Consider the following 22,165-nt stretch of genomic DNA (forward strand, 5'->3'; position numbering starts at 1 on the left):
TCAATAGTTTACACTAAGTTTTTTACTGTTTATTCCAAGAGGGTGGCTTTGCTAGCGTTCTTTTATAAGCATCAGAAAAAATTCATTGGTTTGGTTATTGTTGGCGTATGCGTATCAGGTATAGGCATAGGTTGGGGACGCTATCCAGGAGAATCTTCCCGTGGCTCTAAGAAAGTTGTTTTTTCTGTCCCGGGTAAAAAATATTCTGAGAAAGAATTTTTAGCTTTTAAGAGATTCTTCACAAACGAAGCTTATCCTTTTACAGGGAACCCTCAAGAGTGGAACTTCTTAAATGAAGGTTTATTAACAGAGCGGTTTCTCACGAATAAGTTAGGGGAAAAGCTGTTTTTAAAAGTATATTCTCAGAATTATCCAGCCTTTAAAAAAGAAAAAAACTATCAGGCGTATCGACGATTCGACACTCCTTTTATTTCTTCCGAAGAGGTGTGGAAATCCTCAGCACCACGTTTATATCAAGCTTTAATTGCTTTGCAGGAAATCCATGATCCTGTATCTCCTGAAGGCTTTGTCGCTAGGGTTCAGCTGTTTTTAGAAGAAAAGAAATTCCCTCATTATATTCTTAAACAAATGCTTGAATATCGTAGGCAGATGTTTAATCTTCCTCAAGATCCCGCCTTAGCTCAGGGCAAGGATCTGCATTTATTTGGTTATAGAAACATTTCTGATTGGTTTGGTGATGCGTATGTTTCTGCTGCTGTTGAAGCTTTATTGCGTTTTGTCAATGAGCAGAAAAAACATGTGGCTATGCCTTCCTTAAAAGAAGCTCAACAAGATTTTCAAGACAAAGCCAGACAAGCTTTTACGAAGTTAAGTAAACACGCGGGCCTGACTTTAAGCTTTGATCAGTTTGTTGCTTCTTATTTTGATTTTATGGGAGTCAGCGAAGCAGAATTTTTCAATATATATCGTGAGATTCTGTTATGTAAGAGAGCTTTCTTACAATTAGAGGGTAGCGTAACTTTTGATTATCGTCCTTTGCAAGAGTTCTTCTCCATGGGTAGAGACTCTACGTCTGTAGAAATGGTCAAACTTCCTCGGGAGTATCAATTTAAGAATAAAGAGGATCTAGAAGCTTTTGAAATTTACATTAGTCTTGTGGGCGAGCCTATAAAGGATTGTCTTAGTGTCCCTCGGTATACTTTGCCTATTAAAACGATAAAAGCTAAAGAGCCCAGGTTAGTAGGACGGAGGTTTTTAGTTTCTTACAAGAGCGTGAAACTTCAGGATCTGGAAACCAAAGTTCCTATGGTTGAGGTGCACCAGTGGCAGCAAAATCCTGAAAATTTCCAAGTTCTACTCCAACAATTTCCTAAAATTGAGACATGTAGTTCGAGCAAGGATTTCCAAACTCTTAAACCTTCCCTTGTGGAAAAGATCTATTCTTTCACAAGAAAAGAGATACTCAGATCCTCTCCTAAAAGAATCATGGAGGGGTTAGCTCAATGCGAACAGAAAAATCATGAAGTTTTCCTCTCTTCAGGGAAAGATAGTGTCTTAGAAGGCATTCTAGATGGAAATGAGTTAGCCAAGTTGTTGTTAGATAATGAGGTGGTAGAAGCCTATAGTCAAGATGGCGAACATTATTACACTTTTATAGTGGATACATGCTTTGAAGGAGAAGAAGTGATTCCTTATCGTGAAGTTTTACGTAAAGGTCTTGCCAAGGCATTGGTTTCCTCTCATAAACATATTTCGCATATAGATAGAGTGGTTGCTGCTTTAAAATCACGATATCAAGAAGAAGAGAACAGTAACTTATGGCAAAAGCGGCTTTGGTCGCTCATCGAGGAACATAGAGAGGGTACATATCAGCCGGGCACTCTTTCTTGGAATCTTGAAAAATCTATCAAAATATTTACTCGTGGGGATCAAAATATTCCTCAGCCCTATCCTGTCTTAGCGTCTATGGAGGAGGGGGCATTATCTAGTGTTGAGTTTAACTCTGACGAAGGTCCATTTTTCTATAAATGTTTATCTCACCAAAGATGTGTTGAGCCTGCTAGTGTGGAAAAGTTGTTCCTGACTAAAAACCATTTAAACGAAGAAATCCTTGGTAGTTATATAGAACATTTTATTGATGAAGGAGTCAGATAATGTGGTATTCTGATTATCATGTGTGGATCGACCCCATACACGAGGATATTGTACGTCTAGGATTGACGTCTAGGATGAGAGAAAACCTGGGACAAATCCTTCATATTGACCTGCCGGATCCAGGAAGCTTCTGTAAGGAAGGCGAGGTTCTTGTTATTTTGGAGTCTTCGAAATCTGCTATTGAGGTATTAAGTCCGGTTTCTGGAGAAATTCTTGAAGTTAATGAGAATCTCAAAGAGGACGTACGGCTTCTTAATCATTCTCCCGAAGAAGCTGGCTGGTTTGTAATCGTTAAATTAGATCAAAAATTAAATATACAAAATCTTTCTCCCAAAGAATAGTCTGGTTATCTTTTCAAAAAAATATTGTATAGTTTATATTTTTTGAACTTGGATTAGAGTTTTTTTTTATCTTTTGAAGGAGTAAAATTTTTCCCTAAAAGATAAAAAAACAAGTTTCACTATGTCTTCGCCTATAGTTAACGTCTCTAATCCTACAGAGATGGCGAATCTCCGATTGCAGCTATCTAAGCAGCTTAAAATCTTAACATTTGTTACGGTAATATTAACTTTAGCTGTTATAGGTTTTGCCTGCTACGGACTGTTCGGAACTCCATTAATCGCTATTCAGTTAATGATATGGATTATGTGTACTTCTATGACTATTGTGGCGTTGATTTGTTCGTGTGCGAAGTACCATCTGATTCGTCGTTATGAAAACATTTACGTAGTAGCAGGAAGTCTACTAGATAAAGGAATTAAGACTTATGATCATTAGTATCCAAAGATTTCAGCGTCCCTCCGCAGAGACTCCAACTACAGCGACGTTATTATATCAATTACATGAAGGCCCGATAGGGGAATCCGAAGGGCTAAGAACGTTTCGAAGAGTATTATCCGTGTTATTGACCTCTCTGGCAATACTCGTGATGACAATATTTACTGTTCAATCTCCTACAATCACTCCTGCAGCATTATATACAGCAATTTTTTTTGCTTGCTGTACTCTTGTGTGTATAGCTATGTTTATAGTGAAACACGTGTTATGTCAATTTCCAGAAATTGCTAGGGGAAGTATAGAAGACGCTTCTACTACGTAATTACTGAGGTTTTCCCTTTTTTGCATTTATAGTTTTTGTCTTGCCGGCGCGTTGCTGAGCTGAGCGTATTTTTTTTATCGGTTTGAGCTCATTGACTTCTGCTGAAGAGACTTTTTTGGTTTCTATGACATCAGATACCGCGACTGTGGCTGAGGGTTTAGAGATATCAATACCTGTCAGACTCATGAAAGCCATAGCGATAAGGCCTGTAGTAATGAAAGAGATTCCCATTCCCTGAAGATTTTTAGGAATATCAGAATAAGCGAGCTTTTCTTTAATAGTGGCAAACAAAACGATCGCCAACCACCAGCCGCTTCCAGCGCCTAAAGAGAATATCATCATGGGAATAAACGGATAGTTGCGTGTGATGCCAAAGAGTACTCCGCCTAAGATTGCGCAGTTTACCGCGATTAGGGGGAGGAAGATTCCTAAGGAGAGGTAGAGATTTCTTGATACTTTTTCTAAAAACAGTTCCAGGATTTGTGTGAAAGCAGCGATGACAACGATGAAGATGATGAGTTCTAGAAAATTTAAGTTTACGTTAGCTAATGCAGGGGATATCCAAGTTAAAGCTTTAGGTCCTGTGATAAAGGCGTGTACGAACCAGTTAATACTTCCAGTGACAGTGAGTACCAATGCCACGGACATTCCTAAACCGTTAGCTGTAGAGATTCGTGCTGAACAGGCAAGATAGCTGCACATCCCAAGAAAATTGGATAGTAGGATGTTTTGGATAAAGGTGGCTTGTAAAAAGATACCAAAGACATTTAGCCATGTATACTCACCTAACCACATAGATCTACCTTCTTTCCTTCTTAGATCTCAGAATATTTACACCCCAAATCATAATACCTAAAAGGAAGAATGCTGAGGGAGCTAAAACCATCAAACCAAAGTTTTCATACCCATCGGGATGAGCTTCTGAGGCGTAAAAACATTTAGGAATCAGTTGTATTCCAAGAATTGTCCCAAAGCCGAAGAATTCTCTTATTATACTTACAGCAACTAATACCCAACCGTAACCTAATCCTGATGCAAAACCATCTAAAAAAGCAGGAATAGGTGGAACATTTCTTGCTAAACTTTCTGCTCTTCCCATGACGATACAGTTCGTGATAATTAACCCGACGAAAACAGAAAGTGTCTTGGAGATATTAAAGAAAAAAGCCTTTAGGAACTGATCAATGACAATCACAAATAAGCTAATGATAATTAGCTGGGTGATCATACGCACGCTATCAGGAGTGACTTTCCGTAATAAAGATACAAAGAAAGAAGAACATCCCGTAACGAAACTTACAGCAAGACCCATAGTAATTGCTGTATTTACTGTTGTTGTTACTGCCAACGCAGAGCAAATCCCTAAAATAGCGATAAGGGGTTGGTTATTGTTCCAAAGAGGATCAAGAAAATAACTCTTGTATGATTTATTTGCTGCCATTTTGATCTCCCCGGTTATTAAGTTTAGCGAAAGACATCAACAAACTGCGATAGGGAGCTAAAGATTGGGCATAAGCTTCAGTAACACCGTTACATGTTAACGTAGCTCCAGAAATGCCATCGATAGAAGAGAGAGCTTTAGGAGATGTCCCGAATGCGGATTGCACTGATCCTTTGATTACTTCAAGACCCAGGGGAGTCGTTGAAAAATCTGTATTTCCTGAAGCATCTTGTAAAAAGATCTTTTTCCCATAAAATTGCTTTTGCCATTGGGGATTGGCAATATTGGCGCCTAATCCTGGAGTTTCTCCTTGTTGATACCACGCTGTTCCTAATACTGTATCACCATTATTTTCTACAGCGAGATAGCCGTAAATAGGCCCCCACAAGCCAAATCCTGAAATAGGAATGACAATAGCGTCTATTACGGAAGGATTTTTCACAACTTCAGCAGCGCTCATCACTCTAGCTTGCTCTGTATTTGCTAAGACTACATAAAATAAAAGTAATGGCTGCTGATAGAAATGTCCATTTTGATGTTTTTCTATAAACTCTGAGACATTGATATTTTTCTCTTCAAAAGAAAACATTTGTCCTTGTCTATCTGCAAGTAAGGGACGGACAAATCCTTGTGTATAGGAGTCTAAAACAGAGCTTGTGACAACCGGAGCACTTTTGTCAGCAACTTTAAGTAATTGGGATTTTTTGTCATACGTGGCCAGTTTCCAGGAACCCTTCTCATAGATTTGAAATTTTCCTGAAAAGTCTAAAACATGAGCTGCAGTGAGCAGTTGTTGATCGCGATCAAAAGTCGCTGCGCGTTCTTGAAAAGGAGCAAGAACATAATACACAGTAGAAAGGAAAACGCTGGAGAACAAACTTAGTACAAAAATAAAAAGGGTAACATACCAAGTGTGATTCAGATAGCGTTTGGGTTTCTCTGAGGACATAGTTTAAATTCTCCTTCGTCTATACTTTCTTACAGCAAAGTAATCAAGAAGAGGAGCAAATACATTTCCAAGAAGAATGGCCAGCATAACTCCTTCAGGATATGCAGGATTGATTAATCGGATAATTATGGTCATAAAACCAATGAATAATCCGTAAATCCATTTTGCTAATTTCATGGTTGGTGATGATACAGGATCTGTCGCCATGAATACGAGACCGAAGGCTAAACCTCCTAGGAATAACTGACGGTAGGCTGGAATAAAGAATCTTGCAGGAGCCCAAGCTCCGTGTTTTCCAGCAATAAGAATACTGAAAATCTTAAATAACCACGCTGTGACGAAAGCACCTATACCGAAAGACACCATCGTTCTCCATGAGGCAATCCCTGTAATCACAAGGAATATAGCACCGAGTAAACAGGCAAATGTCGATGTTTCTCCTAGGGAACCGATAATGTTCCCCCAGAAAAGGTTTCCCGAAGAGAATTTCCCAATTCCATAGATCACATCGGTAATAGCATATGCTGAGTCAAATTGCGTGGGGAGTAAGCCGAGACCGCCTTCACTTAATGGAGAGGTCACAAAGTTTTGCAGTTGTTCTAAAGTTAGCTTGTCTAACATCAATCCGGGATGAGACTCTGCCCAGATCGAAAATTGTGATTGTATGACATTTTGTGTGGGGACGTGTGTCATATGTAAAATGTTAGAGGCTATAGCATCTACATGGACTCTTTTTACAGAAGGTGGTGTAGAGTTTAATGTTTGTAGGCAGGTAGATTGCGAAAAGCCGTCTATGATGGATTTTCCTGCTGTTGCGTTCATGGTAAGCAGGCTGTCTTTAATGTGTGTTGGGTTGCTTCCTACCCAAACATCACCGCTCATCTTTGCTGGAAATGTAAAAAATAGAAAAGCTCTTCCTGATAGTGCAGGATTGAGAATATTCATTCCCGTCCCACCGAACAATTCTTTACTAACAACAACACCGAAAGCAATCCCTAAAGCGGCCATCCAATAAGGAATTGTGGGAGGTAAGGTAAGGGGATAGAGGATCCCTGTGACGAGTAGTCCTTCAGCAATTTTATGTCTTCTAACAACCGCAAAGAGTACTTCGCAAGCTCCTCCCACCGAATAGCTAATGATGAGTAAGGGAAGAAAAATTTTGCATCCCGTCCAAAGCACGGAAAACATGCCTATGTCATTAAAGATAAAGGAGAGATAACTGCGAAATCCTGAGATATGTAAAAATGATTCCATGAGCTGGGGATTTCCAGAGCCATAGACTAAAGCCTGAACACCAGAATTCCATATAGCTAAGAATGTCGCTGGAAAGAGTGCAATAACCACAAGCATCATCCAACGCTTAACATCTACAGCATCGCGAATGAATGGTGGAGATGAAGATTTGTGGATGGGTTCGTAGCAAAACGTATCAATAGCGTCTGCAACTGGAGTAAAGCGTTGAAACTTGTCTTTTTGACAAATTTCCCAGATGGAATTAACAAATCGTTTAAGCATTGCTACTGAGAGGGAAGTTGAAGCTTCTACGTTTAAGAACGTAGCAAATTAATTAAAATTTTAGGAATAAAAATTTTCGGTGATTCAGAGATTCTTGAGTTTTTTCCTTCATTTAATTTTTCCGAAACTCTGTTATGGTTGTCGAAAGCCCGAAGAGTTTTTATGTCAGGGATGTTTAGAAACTTTAAAAGTAGAAAAGGTCGCAGGGCGTTGTCCACATTGTTATAGTGTTTTAGGTATAGGAGAAACACGGACTTGTCGTGATTGTTTGCCTTCGTTTTCTCGGAAAACTTTTTGTCTTTATGTTCCTTCAACAAAAGTACTCGCTCTATATTCTCAAGCTTGCCTAGGGAAGGCACCAGCTATTCATTTTTTTACCAAGGTGATCAAACGACAGTGGGAACTTCACCAAATTTTTCCTAAAGCGATTTTTTATCTTATATCAAAAATACCTAAAGACATTGCTAAACAATTATCCCAGGAGACAAGAATTCCTTATCGAGGGATTTTGCCTTTAGAAAGAGAGTTACGGAGATTGAAAAACTACGTAAATGAAGGAGCTATATGTATTTTATCAGATTATCCTTTGCCACGTGAATGGCAAGATACTATTGAGCGATGTGCTCCACAGCCAGCAATCCTTATGAGTCTTTTTCTTTCTGAGATTCTGAGTTAACTCCCACAATAGCTACATAGCCTAAAAGACGAACACCTTCATCAACGCAAAGAGTCCCTGCTTGGATATCTCCTTTAACTATAGCTTCACCACGGAGCTCTAATTTTCCGCTGACTGTAATGTTCCCTTCGACAGCACCTTCGATAATGGCTTCTTGAAGTTGTATATCAGCTTTCACGCAACCTTTAGGGCCGATGATAATTTTCCCATTAGAAACTAAGATCCCTTCAAAGGTACCATCAATACGCAACAAACGATCAAAGGCTAACTCACCTTTAAATGTTACACCTTCGCCTAAAGTGGTTTCAGGCTCTTCAGAAAATGAGAGCAAAGAATCTACTTCAGAAGATACAGGGACCCACTTTTGTGCTTCTTCATTTAGAGGATAGGTAGGAGACAAAGGGCGTGTTTCTGGAGATTTTGGAGAGTCAAAAAGATTTGGAGGGGAATCTAAACGCTCAGATCTAGGATAAGAAGAATAATTAGAATGCGAAGATGTTTCTTCTTCATATAACGTTTGAACATCTTCAAAGGGATTTTTTCCAGTTCTACGGAACATGAGAAATTCTCCTAGATTACCCAACAATATGGTTTTTACATAAACTAATTTGACGCGTTAGAGTTTCATCTTTTTCTATTTTTTGTTCTATAGTTTTGCAAGCATAAAGCACTGTAGAATGTGTTTTTCCAAAAGCAGAACCGATAGCAACTAAAGAATCTGTGATTAATGTTTTTGCAAGGTACATAGCAACTTGACGTGCCAAAACGAGTTCTTTAGAACGAGAGTTTCCTTTGAGATCTTGGAGCTTTACTTGAAAGACTGTGGCCACACTTTTTAATATGCTTTCTACAGAAACTTTTTGTTTAGAGGGGGAGCGAAAAAGTTCTTTTAACGTGTCGCGAACAATACTTTCGGTAAGTGTTTTCCCGAATAAACGGCAATAAGCAGTGAGTTTATTAATTGCTCCTTCGAGTTGGCGTACATTTCCATAGATATGATCCGCGATGTAGAATGCAATTTCATTAGGAATATGTAAGCCTTTCTGTTCTGCTTTATGTTGTAAAATTGCTACGCGGGTTTCTAAATCTGGAATGCCTACGTGAGCAACTAACCCCCATTCCATTCTAGCAATGATACGTTCGGAAAGTTTTAATTGTCCTGGAGGCTTATCACTAGTAATGACAATTTGTTTATTTAAGTTAATTAATGTCTCAAAGGTATTGCAAAATTCTTCTTCGAAATTTTGTCTGTTTTGCAAAAATTGGATATCATCAACAAGAAGTAGGTCTAACGAACGATAAAAATTTTTCATTTTATCAATCGATTTCAATCTGAGGTGTTGCACGAGATCATTAATAAAAGCTTCAGTTGTGATGCAGTGCACACGAAGGTTTTTGTGATGCTCTCTGACGTAGTGACCCACAGCATGGAGAAGGTGGGTTTTTCCTAGACCTACGCCTCCATGAATGAACAGAGGATTATACGAACGCCCCGGACGGCCAGCAATCCCTACAGCTGCAGATTTCACAAATTGATTTGAAGGACCTTCTATAAAATTATCAAAACGATAAGCGGTATTTAACTTGAGTTCGAAGTCTTTAGATTCTTCAAAAGTTTCTGTAGGAGTTTCTTGCTGCTCTCGAGGGGCTAGGGGTTGTGGAGGGGCTTTTTTAATTTCCGCAACAACAAACTCTAAAGCTGGCTCCCCTTGAGCATCAAGAGGAACAAAAGAACATAGATCTTGTTTATAATTATCAAGAAGGTAGTTTTGAACAAAGATATTGGGAACTTCTAAACGGATCTTTTCTTGTGTTTCTTCTATAATTTGAATAGGAGAAATCCAGTTTTCAAAAGCCGTTTTGGAGCAACGTGTCTTAACATAATTCACAAACTGTTCCCAAGTACTACAATCGCTACAGGTTAACATGCTGCTCTCTTTTATGTGTCGAGGATTTCCTTACAGACGGGCAATTCCTGCTCGTTTAGGAAGAAATTGCCAATGTACCATTGCTGTTGATAAGCAATCAATAGTTTTTCTGCAAAAAAACAGCAGGATGATACCAAATAGATGAGAAATTTATTTTAATCGCATGCGTCACTTCTTAGTAAGTGGGCAAAAGATTAATGAGAAAGAGCCGCGGGCTTTTTGATGATTTTTTTTGTATAGCTCATAAGCAAAGCTTCAGCATCATTAGCGATTACAGGATCATCACAAGATGTCAGATAGACAGCTATTGCGGAGGCCTCATCAATACGATTTAGGCAAAAGAGAGCTTTAGTTTTGTTTAATAGTGTGGGCAGATGGTCGCCTTGCATACGTAAAGCTTGATCTAAAACTCCTAAAGCTTTGGCATTTTCTCCTATTTGCAAATATAATCCCCCGAGGGTTTGGAAATCATAAATGCTTAATGGATCTAAAATCACCAAGGCTTCGAAAAAAAGAATAGCCTTATGATAATGTCCTTGGCGAAGAAATATGTAACCAGAATTGCGTAGCTCTTCGAGTTCTTGATCTCCCCAACCTAAGATCGCTTTCCATTCGTTATCTAACATGTCTTAGCCTTGAACAAATTGAAAAATACGGGAAATAACGTAGTCGATCATAATATTTGAAGACTTCAATCCTAGATCAATAGCCTTAAGTAAAATTTTACCTTCTTGAACGATTACGTCTTCGTCAGAATCCGCAGCTTCTTCGTCGTCTTTACTTTCTTCTTGATCTTTATAAGACAATGAAGAATTGGCACGACTCTGATAAGAAAATTTTCCTCGGGTCAGTACTTTTAAGTAGGAAGAAATTTTCTCTAAATCCTCGTCTTGCTGATCGGGAGATCCTAGAGAAGGAGCTAAATAGGGAGTAGAAAACCGCTGTTTATAAAAGTTGCTAGGAGGTGAAAAGAAAGCCCAATCGGTTTTCTTATTCGTTTGCATTAGGGAGCACAAGGCTGAGGGCTTTGGTGTCATGTCCAAAATTTGGGCATGCTTAGCCACATCACGGATCGTCAAACCTTCCATGTGAACTTCCTTGCGGAAGTCATTCACTATTTTAGTATTAGACGCGTGTTTTTCGTAAACAGAAGTACTGTAATTAAAAATTTCTACCATAATACAGCCTTTAAAACCCTACTTTCTAAATCATAGTAGGGTAAAGGAAAAAGTCAATAGTCTTAATTATTCTTAAAATAGAGAATGAGGAATAAATAGAAATCTTTTCCCATTCTCTCTAATGGTGTATCTTTTTCTTGCATTGATGGTTTTAGAATGATTTAGGCGTTTTTGTGTCTGCAACCCCTTCCCATATTCCGGTATTGGTAAATGAATGTTTATCTTTATTTGCTAATCGTAATCCCAAATTTTTCTGTGATGTTACTGTAGGAGCTGGAGGTCATGCTGAAGCTTTCCTCTCAGAATATCCTTCTATAGTTTCTTATGATGCATCCGATCGAGATAGTGCCGCTTTGTCTCTTGCTAAGGAGCGTTTAGAAAAATTTGGTGATCGTGTGCATTTTCGGCATGCATCATTTGAAGATCTTTCTAAAGATTCTAAGGAACATGTTTATGATGGCATACTTGCCGATCTTGGAGTTTCCTCTATGCAACTTGATAATCTCTCCCGAGGTTTTAGTTTTCAAGGAGACGATCATGATTTAGATATGCGCATGGATGTGACTAAAGGAATTACTGCGAGTGAGGTTTTAAATACGCTTCGTGAAGAAGAGTTAGGGAAAATTTTTCGTGAATACGGAGAGGAACCTCAGTGGAAAAATGCGGCTAGTGCTGTCGTACATTTTAGGAAACGTAAGAAAATCATCACGGTTAGAGATTTAAAAGACGCAACAGCAAAAGTTTTTCCTTCTTATCGTTTGCGAAAGAAAATCCATCCATTAACTTTGATTTTTCAAGCTTTACGGGTGTATGTAAATCAAGAAGACCTGCAATTGAAAGTATTTTTGGAGTCGGCTATGCGTTGGCTTGCTCCTGGAGGGCGTTTGATCATTATTTCGTTTTGTAGCTCCGAAGATCGCCCAGTAAAATGGTTTTTTAGAGAAGCTGAGAAATCGGGATTAGGAACCATACTGACCAAGAAAGTGGTCATGCCTACCTATGAAGAGACTAGGAAAAATCCTCGTTGTAGATCGGCAAAGCTCCGTTGTTTTGAAAAGAAATTGTTATGAATAATTATCGTTTTGTACGTCTATTTTTTTGTTTTTGTTTTCTAGGCGGGTTACTTTACTCCTATATTAATAAACAAAATGATCTGACGAAATTACGATTAGAGATTCCTACTTTATGGTCGAAGTTGCGACAGAGAGAACAAGAGAATATATCTCTACACTTTCTTATTGATAAAATAGAGAGCCCAGAGCATCTCATGCATATAGCTAGCCTTCCTGAATATCAATATCTCCAATATCCTACAGAAGATAGTGTTTGTGTTGTAACTTATGAATCATCGTAAATGCTTAACCATGATTACCTGTGGAGTCCTGCTCTCCTACTCTTTCCTTATCGTACGGTACTATAAAATTCAGATTTGTGAGGAGAAGCGTTGGGCAGCAGAAGCTTTAGGACAACATGAATTTCGCGTAAAAGACCCTTTTCGTAGAGGGACTTTTTTTTCTCAGATGAATTTACGTAAAGGGGATTCCGAGCAACGACAACCTCTCGCTGTTGATATTACGAAATTTCATCTTTGTTTAGATGCTGTGGCTATTCCTGAAGAACATCGTGATGTAATTGCTAAGAAAGTGTTTAGTCTCATTGGTGAAGGTGATTATGACAAACTCCGTGCGGAGTTTGATAAAAAATCTCGACATCGAAAATTATTTCTTTGGTTAGATCGTGCAGAACATGACCGCATTTTGTCTTGGTGGCGGGGGTACGCAGCAAAAGCTAAACTACCCTCGAATGCTTTGTTTTTCATGACTGACTATCAAAGATCCTATCCTTTTGGCAAACTTTTAGGCCAAGTTCTTCATACTCTCAGAGAAGTCAAGGATGAGAAAACAGGAAAAGCTTTTCCTACAGGAGGTTTAGAAGCATATTTTAACCACGTCCTTGAAGGAGAGCCTGGGGAACGAAAATTCTTACGTTCTCCTTTGAATCGTTTAGATCTAGATAAAATCACAAAGATTCCTAGAGACGGTTCAGATATTTATCTCACAGTAAATCCTTGTATACAGACGATAGCGGAAGAAGAATTAGAAAAAGGCGTAAAGGAAGCCAAAGCGAAAGGTGGGCGTCTGATTTTAATGAATGCTTATACAGGAGAGATTCTTGCTTTAGCCCAATATCCTTTCTTTAATCCTTCGGAATACAAGGAATTTTTCAATGATAAGGAAAAAATAGAGCACACAAAAGTGACATCGGTAAGTGATGTTTTTGAACCAGGCTCTATCATGAAACCTCTGACTCTTGCTATTGCGTTGCTTGCGAATGAAGAGATGGTGAAAAGATCAGGGAAGCCCTTATTTGATCCTTGTGCACCTATAGATGTTACCCGCAGGATTTTCCCAGGAAGAAAGCAATTTCCGCTTAAAGATATCTCATCGAATCGGCGTTTAAATATGTACATGGCGATTCAAAAGTCTTCGAACGTTTATGTAGCTCAACTTGCTGATCTTATAGTGCAACATCTAGGGAACCACTGGTATGAGGACAAGTTATTGTTATTAGGATTTGGTAAGAAGACGGGTATAGAATTGCCGGGGGAAGCTTCAGGATTAGTCCCTTCACCCAAGCGTTTTCATATTAATGGGGTTCCTGAATGGTCGTTATCTACTCCTTATTCTCTTGCTATGGGTTACAATATCCTGGCTACGGGAGTTCAGATGGTTAAAGCCTATGCCATTCTTGCTAACGGTGGTTATGACGTACGTCCTACTTTGATAAAAAAAATCGTCACAACTTCTGGAAAAGAATATGTTTTGCATCCACAAGTTCGTGGAGAGAGAATTCTTTCTCAGGAGATTGTGGATGAGGTATTGAAAGCTACGCGTTTTACTACATATCCTGGAGGCACGGGATTCCGGGCTGCGCCTAAAAAGCATTCGAGTGCAGGGAAAACAGGAACAACAGAAAAGCTAGTTAATGGAAAGTATGATAAGCATCGTCATATTTCTTCATTTATAGGTATCACGCCTATATATCCTTCGGCTGGGGGGAGTGCTCCTTTGGTCATGCTTGTCTCTATAGATGATCCCGATCATCGTGTTCGTGAGGATGGAACAAAGAACTATATGGGAGGAAGATGTGCAGCTCCTGTATTCGGAAGAGTGGCTGATCGTGTTTTATCTTATCTAGGGGTTCCTGAAGATAAAGAAAAATACAGTTATCAGAGTGAGGTTGCTGCTATGAAATCTTTGTATGAGGAATGGAATCGTTCGGGGAAATAGTTTTATGCTATGTTTCCGTAGTAGCGGATTGGGCATTGAGCAAATTCTGGCTGTTTCTGAAAAAATCGGACAAGTACGACTGTGACTGTAAAAATAATTTTCAGTACCAAGACGATTAAACCAAGGCCGAGCATTTCTAGGATTCCAGCAAAGGTGTGAACTGCAATGTCGACTTTACTGTCTTCTTTTGTAGGGACGGCAAATATACTAAAAAGTTTTGAGGCTCCTAAAATATTACCTAGTAAGGGTATAGCGCGTGCAAGAGTTTCTAAAACAATTTTTTTATTATTCAACAACCAATCATTATGGATAATGCCCTGGTGGTTGCGTATACATCCTAAGCGTAGGATTTTTGGGAAATAGCTTTCGTGTGCAACGAAGTCTTGATTGTTTCTGTACAAGCAGTTCTTGCTTCTAGTCTCATAGTGAAGATGTTGCTCCATCTTTTCCCTTTTTCTTCTTGTGCTCTGAACCGGGGAAGGTAATTTTTATTGGGCAACACTTTCTTTTCACTAAAATCTTTTCACTAAAAATAGTATATTTTTTTATGCGATAAAAAATAGGTAGACTATTTTAATAGCTGTAAGTAAGACAGTTCGGCGGCAATTTTTATGGGCATGGCGAATTTTTGAAAGTTTATTTATAACTTATAGAATACGGGTGTTATTTTTGTTCTTTGTCGAATGAAAATAAGAGTGCTTATAGATATATTAGGAACAATTTTGCATATAGAAGTGGTCTAGCTTTTGAAGAAGGACCTCAGGCTAAAAAATGAATTTAAAAGAACTCCTCCACAATACCAAAGCGAAAATTTATGGGAAAATTTCTTCTGTAGAAGTAAGAAATCTCACAAGAGATTCTCGTAATGTTGGAGTTGGAGATATCTTTATAGCCAGTAAAGGCAAGCACTCTGATGGTAATGACTTTTCCCATTTAGCTATTGAAAATGGAGCTATTGCTGTAGCTTCTTCTATTTACAATCCTTTTTTACCTGTTGTTCAAATTATTTCTTCCGATCTTCCTCAGCTTGAAGCGGATCTTGCAGCAAAATACTACGGTCATCCTTCGCAAAAACTCTGTGTGGTTGGTATTACAGGCACCAATGGGAAAACTACAGTTTCCCATTTAATAAAATTTCTGTTTGATGCTTGCGACAAGCCTGCAGGCTTAATAGGTACTATTGAGCATATTCTGGGAAATAGTCGTATTCAAGATGGGTATACCACTCCTGAATCCTGTTTGTTGCAAAAGTATTTAGCTGAGATGGTGAAGAGCAATCTTTCTGCTGCAGTTATGGAAGTATCTTCTATCGGTCTTGCTGTCAACAGACTGGCTAACGTCCATTTTGATGTTGGTGTCTTAACTAACATTACTCTAGATCATTTAGATTTTCATTCTTCGTTTGAAGAGTATAAACAAGCAAAGCTTAAGCTATTTTCGATGCTTCCTTCTTCAGGTCTAGCTGTAGTGAATAACGACTTACATTATGCTGCGCAGTTTATTGAAGCTACCCAAGCCCAACCTATTACCTATGGAATCGAGCAGCATGCAGATTATCGCGCTTCTAATTTGCGCTTTTCTCCGTTCGGAACGGATTTTGACTTACTCTATAAAGGGGAAACCTTTGCATGTTCCTCACCCTTAATAGGGCAGCACAACATTTATAATGTTCTTGCTGCGATTTCTGTCGCTCACCAACGATTAGGTTGTGATTTACAACAACTGATCTCTGCTGTTGCCAATGTAGAAACCCCTAGAGGGCGGTTAGAACCTGTATTTTCCGGCCCCTGTCCTATTTACATTGATTATGCTCATACTCCCGATGCCTTAGATAATGTATGCAAAACACTCCAAGCTCTACTTCCCCAAGATGGAAGGCTTATCGTGGTCTTTGGATGTGGAGGCGATCGAGATCAGAGCAAAAGAAAAATCATGGCTCAAGTCGTCGAGAAGTATGGATTCGCTGTTGTGACTACGGACAATCCTCGCGGCGAAGATCCAGAAATGATCATTAATGAAATTTGTTCAGGTTTTTTTAAAAGAAATTTTTCTATCGAAATCGACAGAAAACAAGCAATTACATATGCTTTGTCCATTGCCTCAGATAGGGATATAGTGTTAGTGGCAGGTAAAGGGCATGAGACGTACCAGATCTTTAAACATCAAACCATCGCTTTTGATGATAAGGAAATCGTGCTCGAGGTATTGTCGTCTTATGTTTAATCGTTACACTTTACTCACTCTCTGTGTCTTCGGCACTGCTTTGGGAGGAATTGCAGCTGAAAGTGCGCCTCCACAGCGTGTGCGTCGTAATGAAGTGATCTTTATCGACCCAGGACACGGAGGTAAAGATCAGGGCACTGCAAGTAAAGAGTTCCATTATGAGGAAAAATCTTTAACCCTATCTCTTGCGTTTTCAGTGCAGAGTTATCTCAAGAGAATGGGGTATAAGCCAGTTCTTACTCGAACATCTGATGTGTATGTAGATCTTGGGAAAAGAGCGGCTTTAGCAAATCAAAACAAAGCTGATATTTTTGTCAGTATTCACTGTAACTATTCGTCCAACACGTCAGCCTTTGGTACTGAAGTATATTTTTATAATGGCAAAAATAATGTTGCTTCGAGAAGTCGTGCTTCGGAAGCTCTAGCTAAGGATGTCCTAAATGCTATGCAAAAAAATGGCGCATTGAAAAATCGAGGAGCGAAGAATGGGAATTTCGCTGTTATTCGAGAAACCACAATGCCTGCGATTTTAATTGAAACAGGATTCCTTTCAAACCCTAGAGAACGAGCTGCACTTTCGGATGCACGTTACCGAATGCATATAGCCAAAGGCATAGCCGAGGGCGTTCATACATTTCTTACTGGTCCTAACTTTCAGAAACCAAGTTTAGCGAATGTGAAGGCCAGAAAACTTTCTGCAAAGGTGAATTAATTTTTTTAACAAGAAAGAGTAAGGGGAAAAGTCGTCCTCGATGCGATTCGAACGCATGGCCTGCTGCTTAGGAGGCAACCGCTCTATCCTACTGAGCTACGAGGACACGAACACCAGTACTTTATCAAGTTGGATTAAAGAAGTCACGTGTTTGCCGTTATTAAATTAGAATAGGAAAGCTTAGAAATTTTTGTCGGACTGTAAGGTGCAGAAATCATAAGTTTTGACAAATATGAATTTTCGTTACTTATAACGATATAGAACAACCACGTATTTTTAAAAAATGTCTTGAATCCAAAGGATGAATAGATATGATACGCATATACTTCAAAAGTTTATTATTTAGGGCTACTCAACAAGTTACTTTAGGGCACTTTAATTAGGAGGCAATGGCTAATATGGCTACCATGACCAAGAAAAAACTGATCAGTACAATATCACAGGATCACAAGATTCACCCGAATCATGTGCGTACTGTAATCCAAAATTTTTTGGATAAAATGACAGATGCTCTAGTCAAAGGTGATAGGTTAGAGTTTAGAGATTTCGGCGTTTTACAGGTTGTAGAACGAAAACCTAAAGTAGGTCGTAATCCTAAAAACGCTACTGTTCCTATTCACATTCCTGCGAGACGTGCCGTCAAATTTACTCCAGGAAAAAGAATGAAACGTTTAATCGAAACTCCTTCGAAGCATTCCTAATTTCGTGCCTTTCTCTTTTATCTAATTTATCAGGGTCAAGTTTTTAGGATTTACTTAGAGGCTTGACTCTAAAGTTTTTTGTTATTATTGTCTGGGCGCAATCCGTTTTTGAGTAAGAAATTGTGAATGGTGATGGGATCACAGCTAAGATTACAAGAATGTATCGAAGTGTTTCCCCATTCAAATTTTGATTTGCAGGTTAGACAATTAATCTATGCTTGTCAGGATAAGAAACTTCGCGATTTCGTCTTTAAATTTTTTCGCTATCATCCTTTATTAAAAGTGCATGACATTGCAAGAGCAGTGTACTTGCTTATCGCTTTGGAAGAGGGAAAGGATTTAGGATTGGACTTCTTGAAGTTAGATCAAGAAGACTCGGGGGCTACGCGTTTATTTGGTCGTGGAGGTTTCCCCTGGAAAGGACTGCCTTATCCCGGAGAACATGCAGAACTCGGACTTTTGCTTTTGCAAATCTCTAGGTTTTATGATGACAGTTTGAAACAAGCGAAGATGATGAGTGAGTTTCAACAGGCATTATTTATGCATGAGGCTACGATTTTCCCTGCTTTATGGAGTCAGGAACACGCGCGATCCATAAAAGAAAAGACCTCATTGAGTAAGTCTTTCCTATACCAATTAGACCAACAGGTGATTAGTGAGTATAGGTTTACGGATCCGAATTTAGGTTTTTGGATGCAACGGACGCGATCAGCATCCACTTTTGTTTCTGGATCAGGATGTAAAAGTGGCGTGGGAGCTTACTATTCCGGAGATGTTGGTGTAGTCAACTACGGCCCATGTTACGGTGATATTAGTGATTGTCAAGGCTTTGGTCTGAGTGGAACGGTTAAGGAATTCTCTTTTGTAGAAAATCCCGACACTACAAAAATTTCTTTTCTTTCAGCTTCGTCTGTTCCTTGTTCTAGGATCACAGGTTTTTCTTACTTACAAGATGCCTACCTAGGCTCTAAAGTTCGTCATGATATTACGATTTCTGAGAGACGGTGTCAGATATACTCTTTGATAGAAGATCCGAGCAAATCCACTTTTTCAATTTTTTGTAAGGGAAAAAGTTGCCAAGTGGTTGAGGGGCCGAGGTTACGGTCAAGCTCCTTAGATTCTTATAAAGGGCCGTCTAACGATGTCATTATTCATGGAGAGCGCGACTCTTTGCGTATCTTGTCCTCAAGTCTCTATATGGAAATTTTTTCTTTACAAGGAAAAGAAAGGTTTTGGGGAAGTAATTTTTTGATTAATATTCCCTATCAAGACGCCGAAGTCTCGGTTGTTTTTGAAAAATGCAATTAATAGTTTATTATTTTTTTTCGAAAATGGAAGAGAAAATAATCTTATAATTGTTTTTAAGAATTATTTGTATTAAAATTATCCTTTTTGTAAGAGGAGAGAATGTTGTTATGGAGCTTCTTCCCCATGAAAAACAAGTAGTAGAGTACGAAAAAACGATAGCAGAGTTTAAAGAAAAAAATAAAAAAAATTCTTTACTGTCCTCCTCAGAGATACAAAAATTGGAAAGGCGCTTAGATAAGTTAAAAGAGAAGATCTATGCAGATTTGACTCCTTGGGAACGCGTGCAGATATGCCGGCATCCTTCGCGTCCTCGATCAGTGAATTACATTGAAGGCATGTGTGAGGAGTTTATAGAGCTTTGTGGAGATCGTACATTTCGTGATGACCCTGCTGTTGTTGGTGGATTAGCGAAGATTCAGGGCCAGAGATTTATGCTTATTGGCCAGGAAAAGGGGTGTGATACCTCATCCCGCATGCATAGGAACTTCGGCATGCTCTGCCCCGAAGGCTTTCGTAAGGCGCTACGTCTTGCAAAAATGGCTGAGAAATTCGGTCTTCCTATTGTCTTTTTGGTGGATACTCCAGGGGCTTTCCCCGGTCTTACTGCTGAAGAGCGTGGTCAAGGATGGGCGATTGCTAACAATCTTTTCCAACTAGCTAGATTAAAAACCCCGATTATCGTTCTTGTTATTGGAGAAGGGTGTTCCGGAGGGGCTTTAGGCATGGCGATCGGGGATGTGATTGCGATGTTAGAACACTCCTATTATTCTGTAATTTCTCCTGAAGGCTGCGCCTCTATTCTTTGGAAGGATCCGAAAAAGAATAGTGAAGCGGCTGCTATGTTAAAAATGCATGGTGAGGATCTCAAACAATTTGCTATTGTGGATGTTGTCATTAAGGAGCCGGTAGGTGGTGCTCACCACAACCCAGCTGCTGTATATCGCGATGTTCGAGATTTTATACTTCGGGAATGGTTACGACTCAAAGACCTATCAATAGAAGATTTGTTAGAAAAGCGATATCAGAAATTCCGAACTATAGGTCTCTATGAAACTTCTTCTGAAAGCAGTCCTGAGGCATAAAAAGCATCTCACGCTATTAGGTTTTTCTTTGCTTGCTATCTTAGGATTGACCGTGTCGTCTCAAGCAGAGATTTTTTCTCTAGGTATTATTGCAAAAACAGGACCTGATGCTTTTCTTCTTTTCGCTCGTAAGGAAAATAATCAACTTATCAAAGCTTCGCAGTTAAGCCAAGAACAGATTTTAGAGAGATGGTCCGACATCTCTCCCAATTCCGATACGATCACCACAGCAGAGGCACATGCCTATATTTCTCGTTATGGAAAGCGAGGAACATCGATAACTAGCAGATTATCATGTTTTATTTCTCGCTATATAGATTTGTCATGTTTTGGTTCCCTAGCTTTGTTTTTAGTTATTGTGGCGATTTTTAAAGCCGTGACTCTATTCTTTCAGAGATTCCTCTCTCAAGTGGTAGCTATTCGCGTGAGTTGTGATCTCCGCAGGGATTATTTTAGAGCATTACAAAAGTTGCCGATGACCTTTTTCCATGCTCATGATATGGGAAATCTTAGTAGTCGTGTGATTACAGATTCTACCAGCATCGCTCAAGCAGTAAATTCTTTGATGGTGAATTATGTCCAAGCGCCGATAACTCTAACATTAGCTTTAGCCGTATGTTTATCGATATCTTGGAAATTTTCTCTTTTAGTGTGTATTGCTTTTCCTGTATTGATTCTTCCTATTGTGATCATCGCGAAGAAAATCAAAGCCTTGGCGAAGAGAATACAAAAAAATCAAGATCAGTTTTCTTCCGTACTTTTAGATTTTCTTGCGGGAATAGTCACCGTAAAGGTTTTCCGTACGGAAGCATTCGCATTTAAGAAATATTGTGATCAAAATAGTCGAATAGCCGCTTTAGAAGAAAAAAGTACTGCTTACGGACTCCTCCCACGTCCTTTACTGCATACAATAGCTTCATTATTTTTTGCTTTTGTTGTCATTATTGGTCTTTATAAATTTCATATTGCTCCCGAAGAGCTTATTGTATTTTGTGGTTTATTATATCTCATCTATGACCCTGTGAAGAAATTCGGAGATGAGAACACGACCATTATGAAAGGTTGCGCTGCTGCGGAACGGTTTTATGAGGTGCTTTCCCATCCTGATTTGTATAATGAGTCTGAAGATAGTCAAGAGTTTCTGGGGTTAACAAGAAATTTAGAATTCCGTGATGTTTCTTTTTCTTATGATAATGAGAGGAAGGTTCTTAAGAATCTTAGCTTCACTATCAATAAGGGCGAAGCTATTGGTATTGTAGGTCCTACAGGAAGTGGGAAGACAACAATCAGTAAATTGCTTCCTAGGTTATATGAGGTCTCTCAAGGAGATATCCTTCTAGATGGCGTTTCTATTAAGTCGTATAGCAAGTCTTCTCTTAGAGATCATATTGGTTGTGTCTTACAAAACCCCTTTTTGTTTTATGACACTATTTGGAATAACCTTACTTGTGGTAAGGATATCCCTGAGGAAGATGTCATCCATGCATTGAAGCAAGCTTCTGCTTATGAATTTGTGCAGAAGATGCCTCAGGGAGTGCATAGCCTTCTTGAAGAATCAGGGAAAAATCTTTCTGGAGGGCAGCAGCAAAGATTAACAATAGCGCGAGCGTTGTTGAAAAATGCTTCGATTTTGATTTTAGATGAGGCGACTTCTTCTCTAGATGCTATTAGTGAAAACTATATCAAAGAGATCATAGGGCAGTTAAAAGGCCAGTGTACTCAAATCATCATAGCACACAAGCTCTCCACTTTGGAGTATGTAGATCGGGTAATTTATTTAGAACACGGTAGTAAAGTGGCAGAGGGAATGAAAGATGAACTTTTGTCGTCTTGTCCTGCTTTCTTAAAAATGTGGGAATTATCGGGAACTAAAGACTGGGAAACTTCCCCATCTGTAAGTCCAGAGTTGATTACACCACTTTCCTTCAGTTAATCGGCGAAGACCTGT

23 protein-coding genes and 1 tRNA gene are annotated in these 22,165 nt (G+C 39.1%); 14 read left to right on the plus strand and 10 right to left on the minus strand.

Translation table 11 applies throughout. The features are described 5' to 3' along the window. Positions 1 to 48: 48 nt before the first annotated feature. The 4 genes from FI836_RS04525 (at position 49) to FI836_RS04540 (ending at position 3,214) form a co-directional block, all read left to right on the plus strand. Positions 49 to 2,115, plus strand: a complete 2,067-nt coding sequence (locus FI836_RS04525; RefSeq protein WP_016998233.1) for a hypothetical protein — start codon at positions 49 to 51, stop codon at positions 2,113 to 2,115. Continuing rightward, the gene (locus FI836_RS04530) at positions 2,115 to 2,456 is read left to right on the plus strand and encodes a glycine cleavage protein H-like protein (protein WP_006343035.1); all 342 of its coding nucleotides are present in this window, start codon (positions 2,115 to 2,117) and stop codon (positions 2,454 to 2,456) included. Before FI836_RS04525 ends, FI836_RS04530 begins: the two co-directional genes overlap by 1 nt. 121 nt (positions 2,457 to 2,577) lie before the next feature. Further along, positions 2,578 to 2,892, plus strand: coding sequence for a hypothetical protein (locus FI836_RS04535; RefSeq protein WP_014943786.1), 315 nt, complete (start codon positions 2,578 to 2,580; stop codon positions 2,890 to 2,892). Continuing rightward, complete coding sequence (locus FI836_RS04540) at positions 2,882 to 3,214, plus strand: membrane protein (RefSeq protein ID WP_006343036.1); 333 nt, start codon at positions 2,882 to 2,884, stop codon at positions 3,212 to 3,214. Before FI836_RS04535 ends, FI836_RS04540 begins: the two co-directional genes overlap by 11 nt. Here FI836_RS04540 and nqrE read toward each other — a convergent pair whose 3' ends face one another. The 4 genes from nqrE to FI836_RS04560 are packed head-to-tail and all read right to left on the minus strand — an operon-like array spanning position 3,215 to position 7,119. Next, entirely contained in the window at positions 3,215 to 4,009 is a 795-nt protein-coding gene (gene nqrE / locus FI836_RS04545) for an NADH:ubiquinone reductase (Na(+)-transporting) subunit E (RefSeq protein ID WP_014943787.1), read from the minus strand. A 4-nt stretch (positions 4,010 to 4,013) separates the two neighbouring features. Next, on the minus strand, positions 4,014 to 4,655 hold the full coding sequence (gene nqrD / locus FI836_RS04550) for an NADH:ubiquinone reductase (Na(+)-transporting) subunit D (RefSeq protein WP_006343038.1): 642 nt from the start codon (positions 4,653 to 4,655) through the stop codon (positions 4,014 to 4,016). Beyond that, the gene (locus FI836_RS04555; RefSeq protein ID WP_006343039.1) at positions 4,642 to 5,604 is read right to left on the minus strand and encodes a Na(+)-translocating NADH-quinone reductase subunit C; all 963 of its coding nucleotides are present in this window, start codon (positions 5,602 to 5,604) and stop codon (positions 4,642 to 4,644) included. The genes nqrD and FI836_RS04555 overlap by 14 nt, the downstream gene beginning before the upstream one ends. A gap of 3 nt (positions 5,605 to 5,607) precedes the next feature. Further along, the gene (locus FI836_RS04560; RefSeq protein ID WP_006343040.1) at positions 5,608 to 7,119 is read right to left on the minus strand and encodes a Na(+)-transporting NADH-quinone reductase subunit B; all 1,512 of its coding nucleotides are present in this window, start codon (positions 7,117 to 7,119) and stop codon (positions 5,608 to 5,610) included. A gap of 79 nt (positions 7,120 to 7,198) precedes the next feature. Between FI836_RS04560 and FI836_RS04565 the strand changes: the two genes are divergently transcribed. Further along, the gene (locus tag FI836_RS04565; RefSeq protein WP_014943788.1) at positions 7,199 to 7,795 is read left to right on the plus strand and encodes a hypothetical protein; all 597 of its coding nucleotides are present in this window, start codon (positions 7,199 to 7,201) and stop codon (positions 7,793 to 7,795) included. Here FI836_RS04565 and FI836_RS04570 read toward each other — a convergent pair. The 4 genes from FI836_RS04570 to FI836_RS04585 form a co-directional block, all read right to left on the minus strand. Continuing rightward, on the minus strand, positions 7,761 to 8,354 hold the full coding sequence (locus tag FI836_RS04570; protein WP_006343042.1) for a bactofilin family protein: 594 nt from the start codon (positions 8,352 to 8,354) through the stop codon (positions 7,761 to 7,763). The genes FI836_RS04565 and FI836_RS04570 overlap by 35 nt on opposite strands. 16 nt (positions 8,355 to 8,370) lie before the next feature. Next, positions 8,371 to 9,723, minus strand: coding sequence for a chromosomal replication initiator protein DnaA (gene dnaA, locus FI836_RS04575; protein ID WP_006343043.1), 1,353 nt, complete (start codon positions 9,721 to 9,723; stop codon positions 8,371 to 8,373). A gap of 194 nt (positions 9,724 to 9,917) precedes the next feature. Then, complete coding sequence (locus FI836_RS04580) at positions 9,918 to 10,349, minus strand: hypothetical protein (protein WP_006343044.1); 432 nt, start codon at positions 10,347 to 10,349, stop codon at positions 9,918 to 9,920. Between the two features lie 3 nt (positions 10,350 to 10,352). After that, positions 10,353 to 10,901 (minus strand): DUF5399 family protein, encoded by a 549-nt coding sequence (locus FI836_RS04585; protein WP_013462638.1) that lies wholly within the window; start codon positions 10,899 to 10,901, stop codon positions 10,353 to 10,355. A 173-nt stretch (positions 10,902 to 11,074) separates the two neighbouring features. Between FI836_RS04585 and rsmH the strand changes: the two genes are divergently transcribed. Genes rsmH through FI836_RS04600 form a run of 3 tightly spaced genes read left to right on the plus strand, consistent with a single transcriptional unit; the run spans position 11,075 to position 14,191 of the window. After that, positions 11,075 to 11,971 (plus strand): 16S rRNA (cytosine(1402)-N(4))-methyltransferase RsmH, encoded by an 897-nt coding sequence (gene rsmH / locus FI836_RS04590; protein WP_006343046.1) that lies wholly within the window; start codon positions 11,075 to 11,077, stop codon positions 11,969 to 11,971. Continuing rightward, positions 11,968 to 12,255, plus strand: coding sequence for a hypothetical protein (locus FI836_RS04595; protein ID WP_006343047.1), 288 nt, complete (start codon positions 11,968 to 11,970; stop codon positions 12,253 to 12,255). The genes rsmH and FI836_RS04595 overlap by 4 nt, the downstream gene beginning before the upstream one ends. Next, positions 12,242 to 14,191 (plus strand): peptidoglycan D,D-transpeptidase FtsI family protein, encoded by a 1,950-nt coding sequence (locus FI836_RS04600; RefSeq protein ID WP_013462639.1) that lies wholly within the window; start codon positions 12,242 to 12,244, stop codon positions 14,189 to 14,191. The genes FI836_RS04595 and FI836_RS04600 overlap by 14 nt, the downstream gene beginning before the upstream one ends. A gap of 2 nt (positions 14,192 to 14,193) precedes the next feature. On the opposite strand, the gene FI836_RS04605 is transcribed toward FI836_RS04600, so the two are convergent. After that, entirely contained in the window at positions 14,194 to 14,592 is a 399-nt protein-coding gene (locus FI836_RS04605; protein ID WP_013747350.1) for a hypothetical protein, read from the minus strand. 370 nt (positions 14,593 to 14,962) lie between these two features. On the opposite strand from FI836_RS04605, the gene FI836_RS04610 reads away from it, so the two are divergent. After that, positions 14,963 to 16,414, plus strand: coding sequence for a UDP-N-acetylmuramoyl-L-alanyl-D-glutamate--2,6-diaminopimelate ligase (locus tag FI836_RS04610; protein WP_006343049.1), 1,452 nt, complete (start codon positions 14,963 to 14,965; stop codon positions 16,412 to 16,414). Beyond that, entirely contained in the window at positions 16,407 to 17,126 is a 720-nt protein-coding gene (locus tag FI836_RS04615) for an N-acetylmuramoyl-L-alanine amidase family protein (protein ID WP_006343050.1), read from the plus strand. The genes FI836_RS04610 and FI836_RS04615 overlap by 8 nt, the downstream gene beginning before the upstream one ends. Positions 17,127 to 17,158: 32 nt before the next feature. Here FI836_RS04615 and FI836_RS04620 read toward each other — a convergent pair. After that, positions 17,159 to 17,232, minus strand: a tRNA-Arg gene (locus tag FI836_RS04620). Positions 17,233 to 17,524: 292 nt separating this feature from the next. Here FI836_RS04620 and FI836_RS04625 point away from each other — a divergent pair. From FI836_RS04625 to FI836_RS04640, 4 genes are all read left to right on the plus strand, one after another. Beyond that, entirely contained in the window at positions 17,525 to 17,827 is a 303-nt protein-coding gene (locus tag FI836_RS04625) for an HU family DNA-binding protein (protein WP_006344016.1), read from the plus strand. Positions 17,828 to 17,953: 126 nt separating this feature from the next. Further along, positions 17,954 to 19,135: a hypothetical protein gene (locus FI836_RS04630; RefSeq protein WP_013462641.1), complete on the plus strand. Its 1,182-nt coding sequence runs from the start codon at positions 17,954 to 17,956 to the stop codon at positions 19,133 to 19,135. A gap of 107 nt (positions 19,136 to 19,242) precedes the next feature. Further along, complete coding sequence (locus FI836_RS04635) at positions 19,243 to 20,217, plus strand: acetyl-CoA carboxylase carboxyltransferase subunit alpha (protein WP_020338410.1); 975 nt, start codon at positions 19,243 to 19,245, stop codon at positions 20,215 to 20,217. Continuing rightward, positions 20,183 to 22,150: an ABC transporter ATP-binding protein gene (locus tag FI836_RS04640; protein ID WP_013462643.1), complete on the plus strand. Its 1,968-nt coding sequence runs from the start codon at positions 20,183 to 20,185 to the stop codon at positions 22,148 to 22,150. The genes FI836_RS04635 and FI836_RS04640 overlap by 35 nt, the downstream gene beginning before the upstream one ends. Positions 22,151 to 22,165: the final 15 nt, after the last annotated feature.

The sequence above is a fragment of the Chlamydophila parapsittaci genome, from assembly GCF_006385615.1.
GTDB lineage: Bacteria > Chlamydiota > Chlamydiia > Chlamydiales > Chlamydiaceae > Chlamydia > Chlamydia psittaci.

Bases quoted from the DNA above. Each gene is read 5' to 3' on its own strand.
- FI836_RS04530 (WP_006343035.1), top strand. From the start codon at position 2,115: ATGTGGTATTCTGATTATCATGTGTGGATCGACCCCATACACGAGGAT.
- FI836_RS04535 (WP_014943786.1), top strand. From the start codon at position 2,578: ATGTCTTCGCCTATAGTTAACGTCTCTAATCCTACAGAGATGGCGAAT.
- FI836_RS04540 (WP_006343036.1), top strand. From the start codon at position 2,882: ATGATCATTAGTATCCAAAGATTTCAGCGTCCCTCCGCAGAGACTCCA.
- nqrE (WP_014943787.1), bottom strand. From the start codon at position 4,009: ATGTGGTTAGGTGAGTATACATGGCTAAATGTCTTTGGTATCTTTTTA.
- nqrD (WP_006343038.1), bottom strand. From the start codon at position 4,655: ATGGCAGCAAATAAATCATACAAGAGTTATTTTCTTGATCCTCTTTGG.
- FI836_RS04555 (WP_006343039.1), bottom strand. From the start codon at position 5,604: ATGTCCTCAGAGAAACCCAAACGCTATCTGAATCACACTTGGTATGTT.
- FI836_RS04560 (WP_006343040.1), bottom strand. From the start codon at position 7,119: ATGCTTAAACGATTTGTTAATTCCATCTGGGAAATTTGTCAAAAAGAC.
- FI836_RS04570 (WP_006343042.1), bottom strand. From the start codon at position 8,354: ATGTTCCGTAGAACTGGAAAAAATCCCTTTGAAGATGTTCAAACGTTA.
- dnaA (WP_006343043.1), bottom strand. From the start codon at position 9,723: ATGTTAACCTGTAGCGATTGTAGTACTTGGGAACAGTTTGTGAATTAT.
- FI836_RS04580 (WP_006343044.1), bottom strand. From the start codon at position 10,349: ATGTTAGATAACGAATGGAAAGCGATCTTAGGTTGGGGAGATCAAGAA.
- FI836_RS04585 (WP_013462638.1), bottom strand. From the start codon at position 10,901: ATGGTAGAAATTTTTAATTACAGTACTTCTGTTTACGAAAAACACGCG.
- FI836_RS04595 (WP_006343047.1), top strand. From the start codon at position 11,968: ATGAATAATTATCGTTTTGTACGTCTATTTTTTTGTTTTTGTTTTCTA.
- FI836_RS04600 (WP_013462639.1), top strand. From the start codon at position 12,242: ATGAATCATCGTAAATGCTTAACCATGATTACCTGTGGAGTCCTGCTC.
- FI836_RS04610 (WP_006343049.1), top strand. From the start codon at position 14,963: ATGAATTTAAAAGAACTCCTCCACAATACCAAAGCGAAAATTTATGGG.
- FI836_RS04615 (WP_006343050.1), top strand. From the start codon at position 16,407: ATGTTTAATCGTTACACTTTACTCACTCTCTGTGTCTTCGGCACTGCT.
- FI836_RS04625 (WP_006344016.1), top strand. From the start codon at position 17,525: ATGGCTACCATGACCAAGAAAAAACTGATCAGTACAATATCACAGGAT.
- FI836_RS04630 (WP_013462641.1), top strand. From the start codon at position 17,954: ATGGTGATGGGATCACAGCTAAGATTACAAGAATGTATCGAAGTGTTT.
- FI836_RS04635 (WP_020338410.1), top strand. From the start codon at position 19,243: ATGGAGCTTCTTCCCCATGAAAAACAAGTAGTAGAGTACGAAAAAACG.
- FI836_RS04640 (WP_013462643.1), top strand. From the start codon at position 20,183: ATGAAACTTCTTCTGAAAGCAGTCCTGAGGCATAAAAAGCATCTCACG.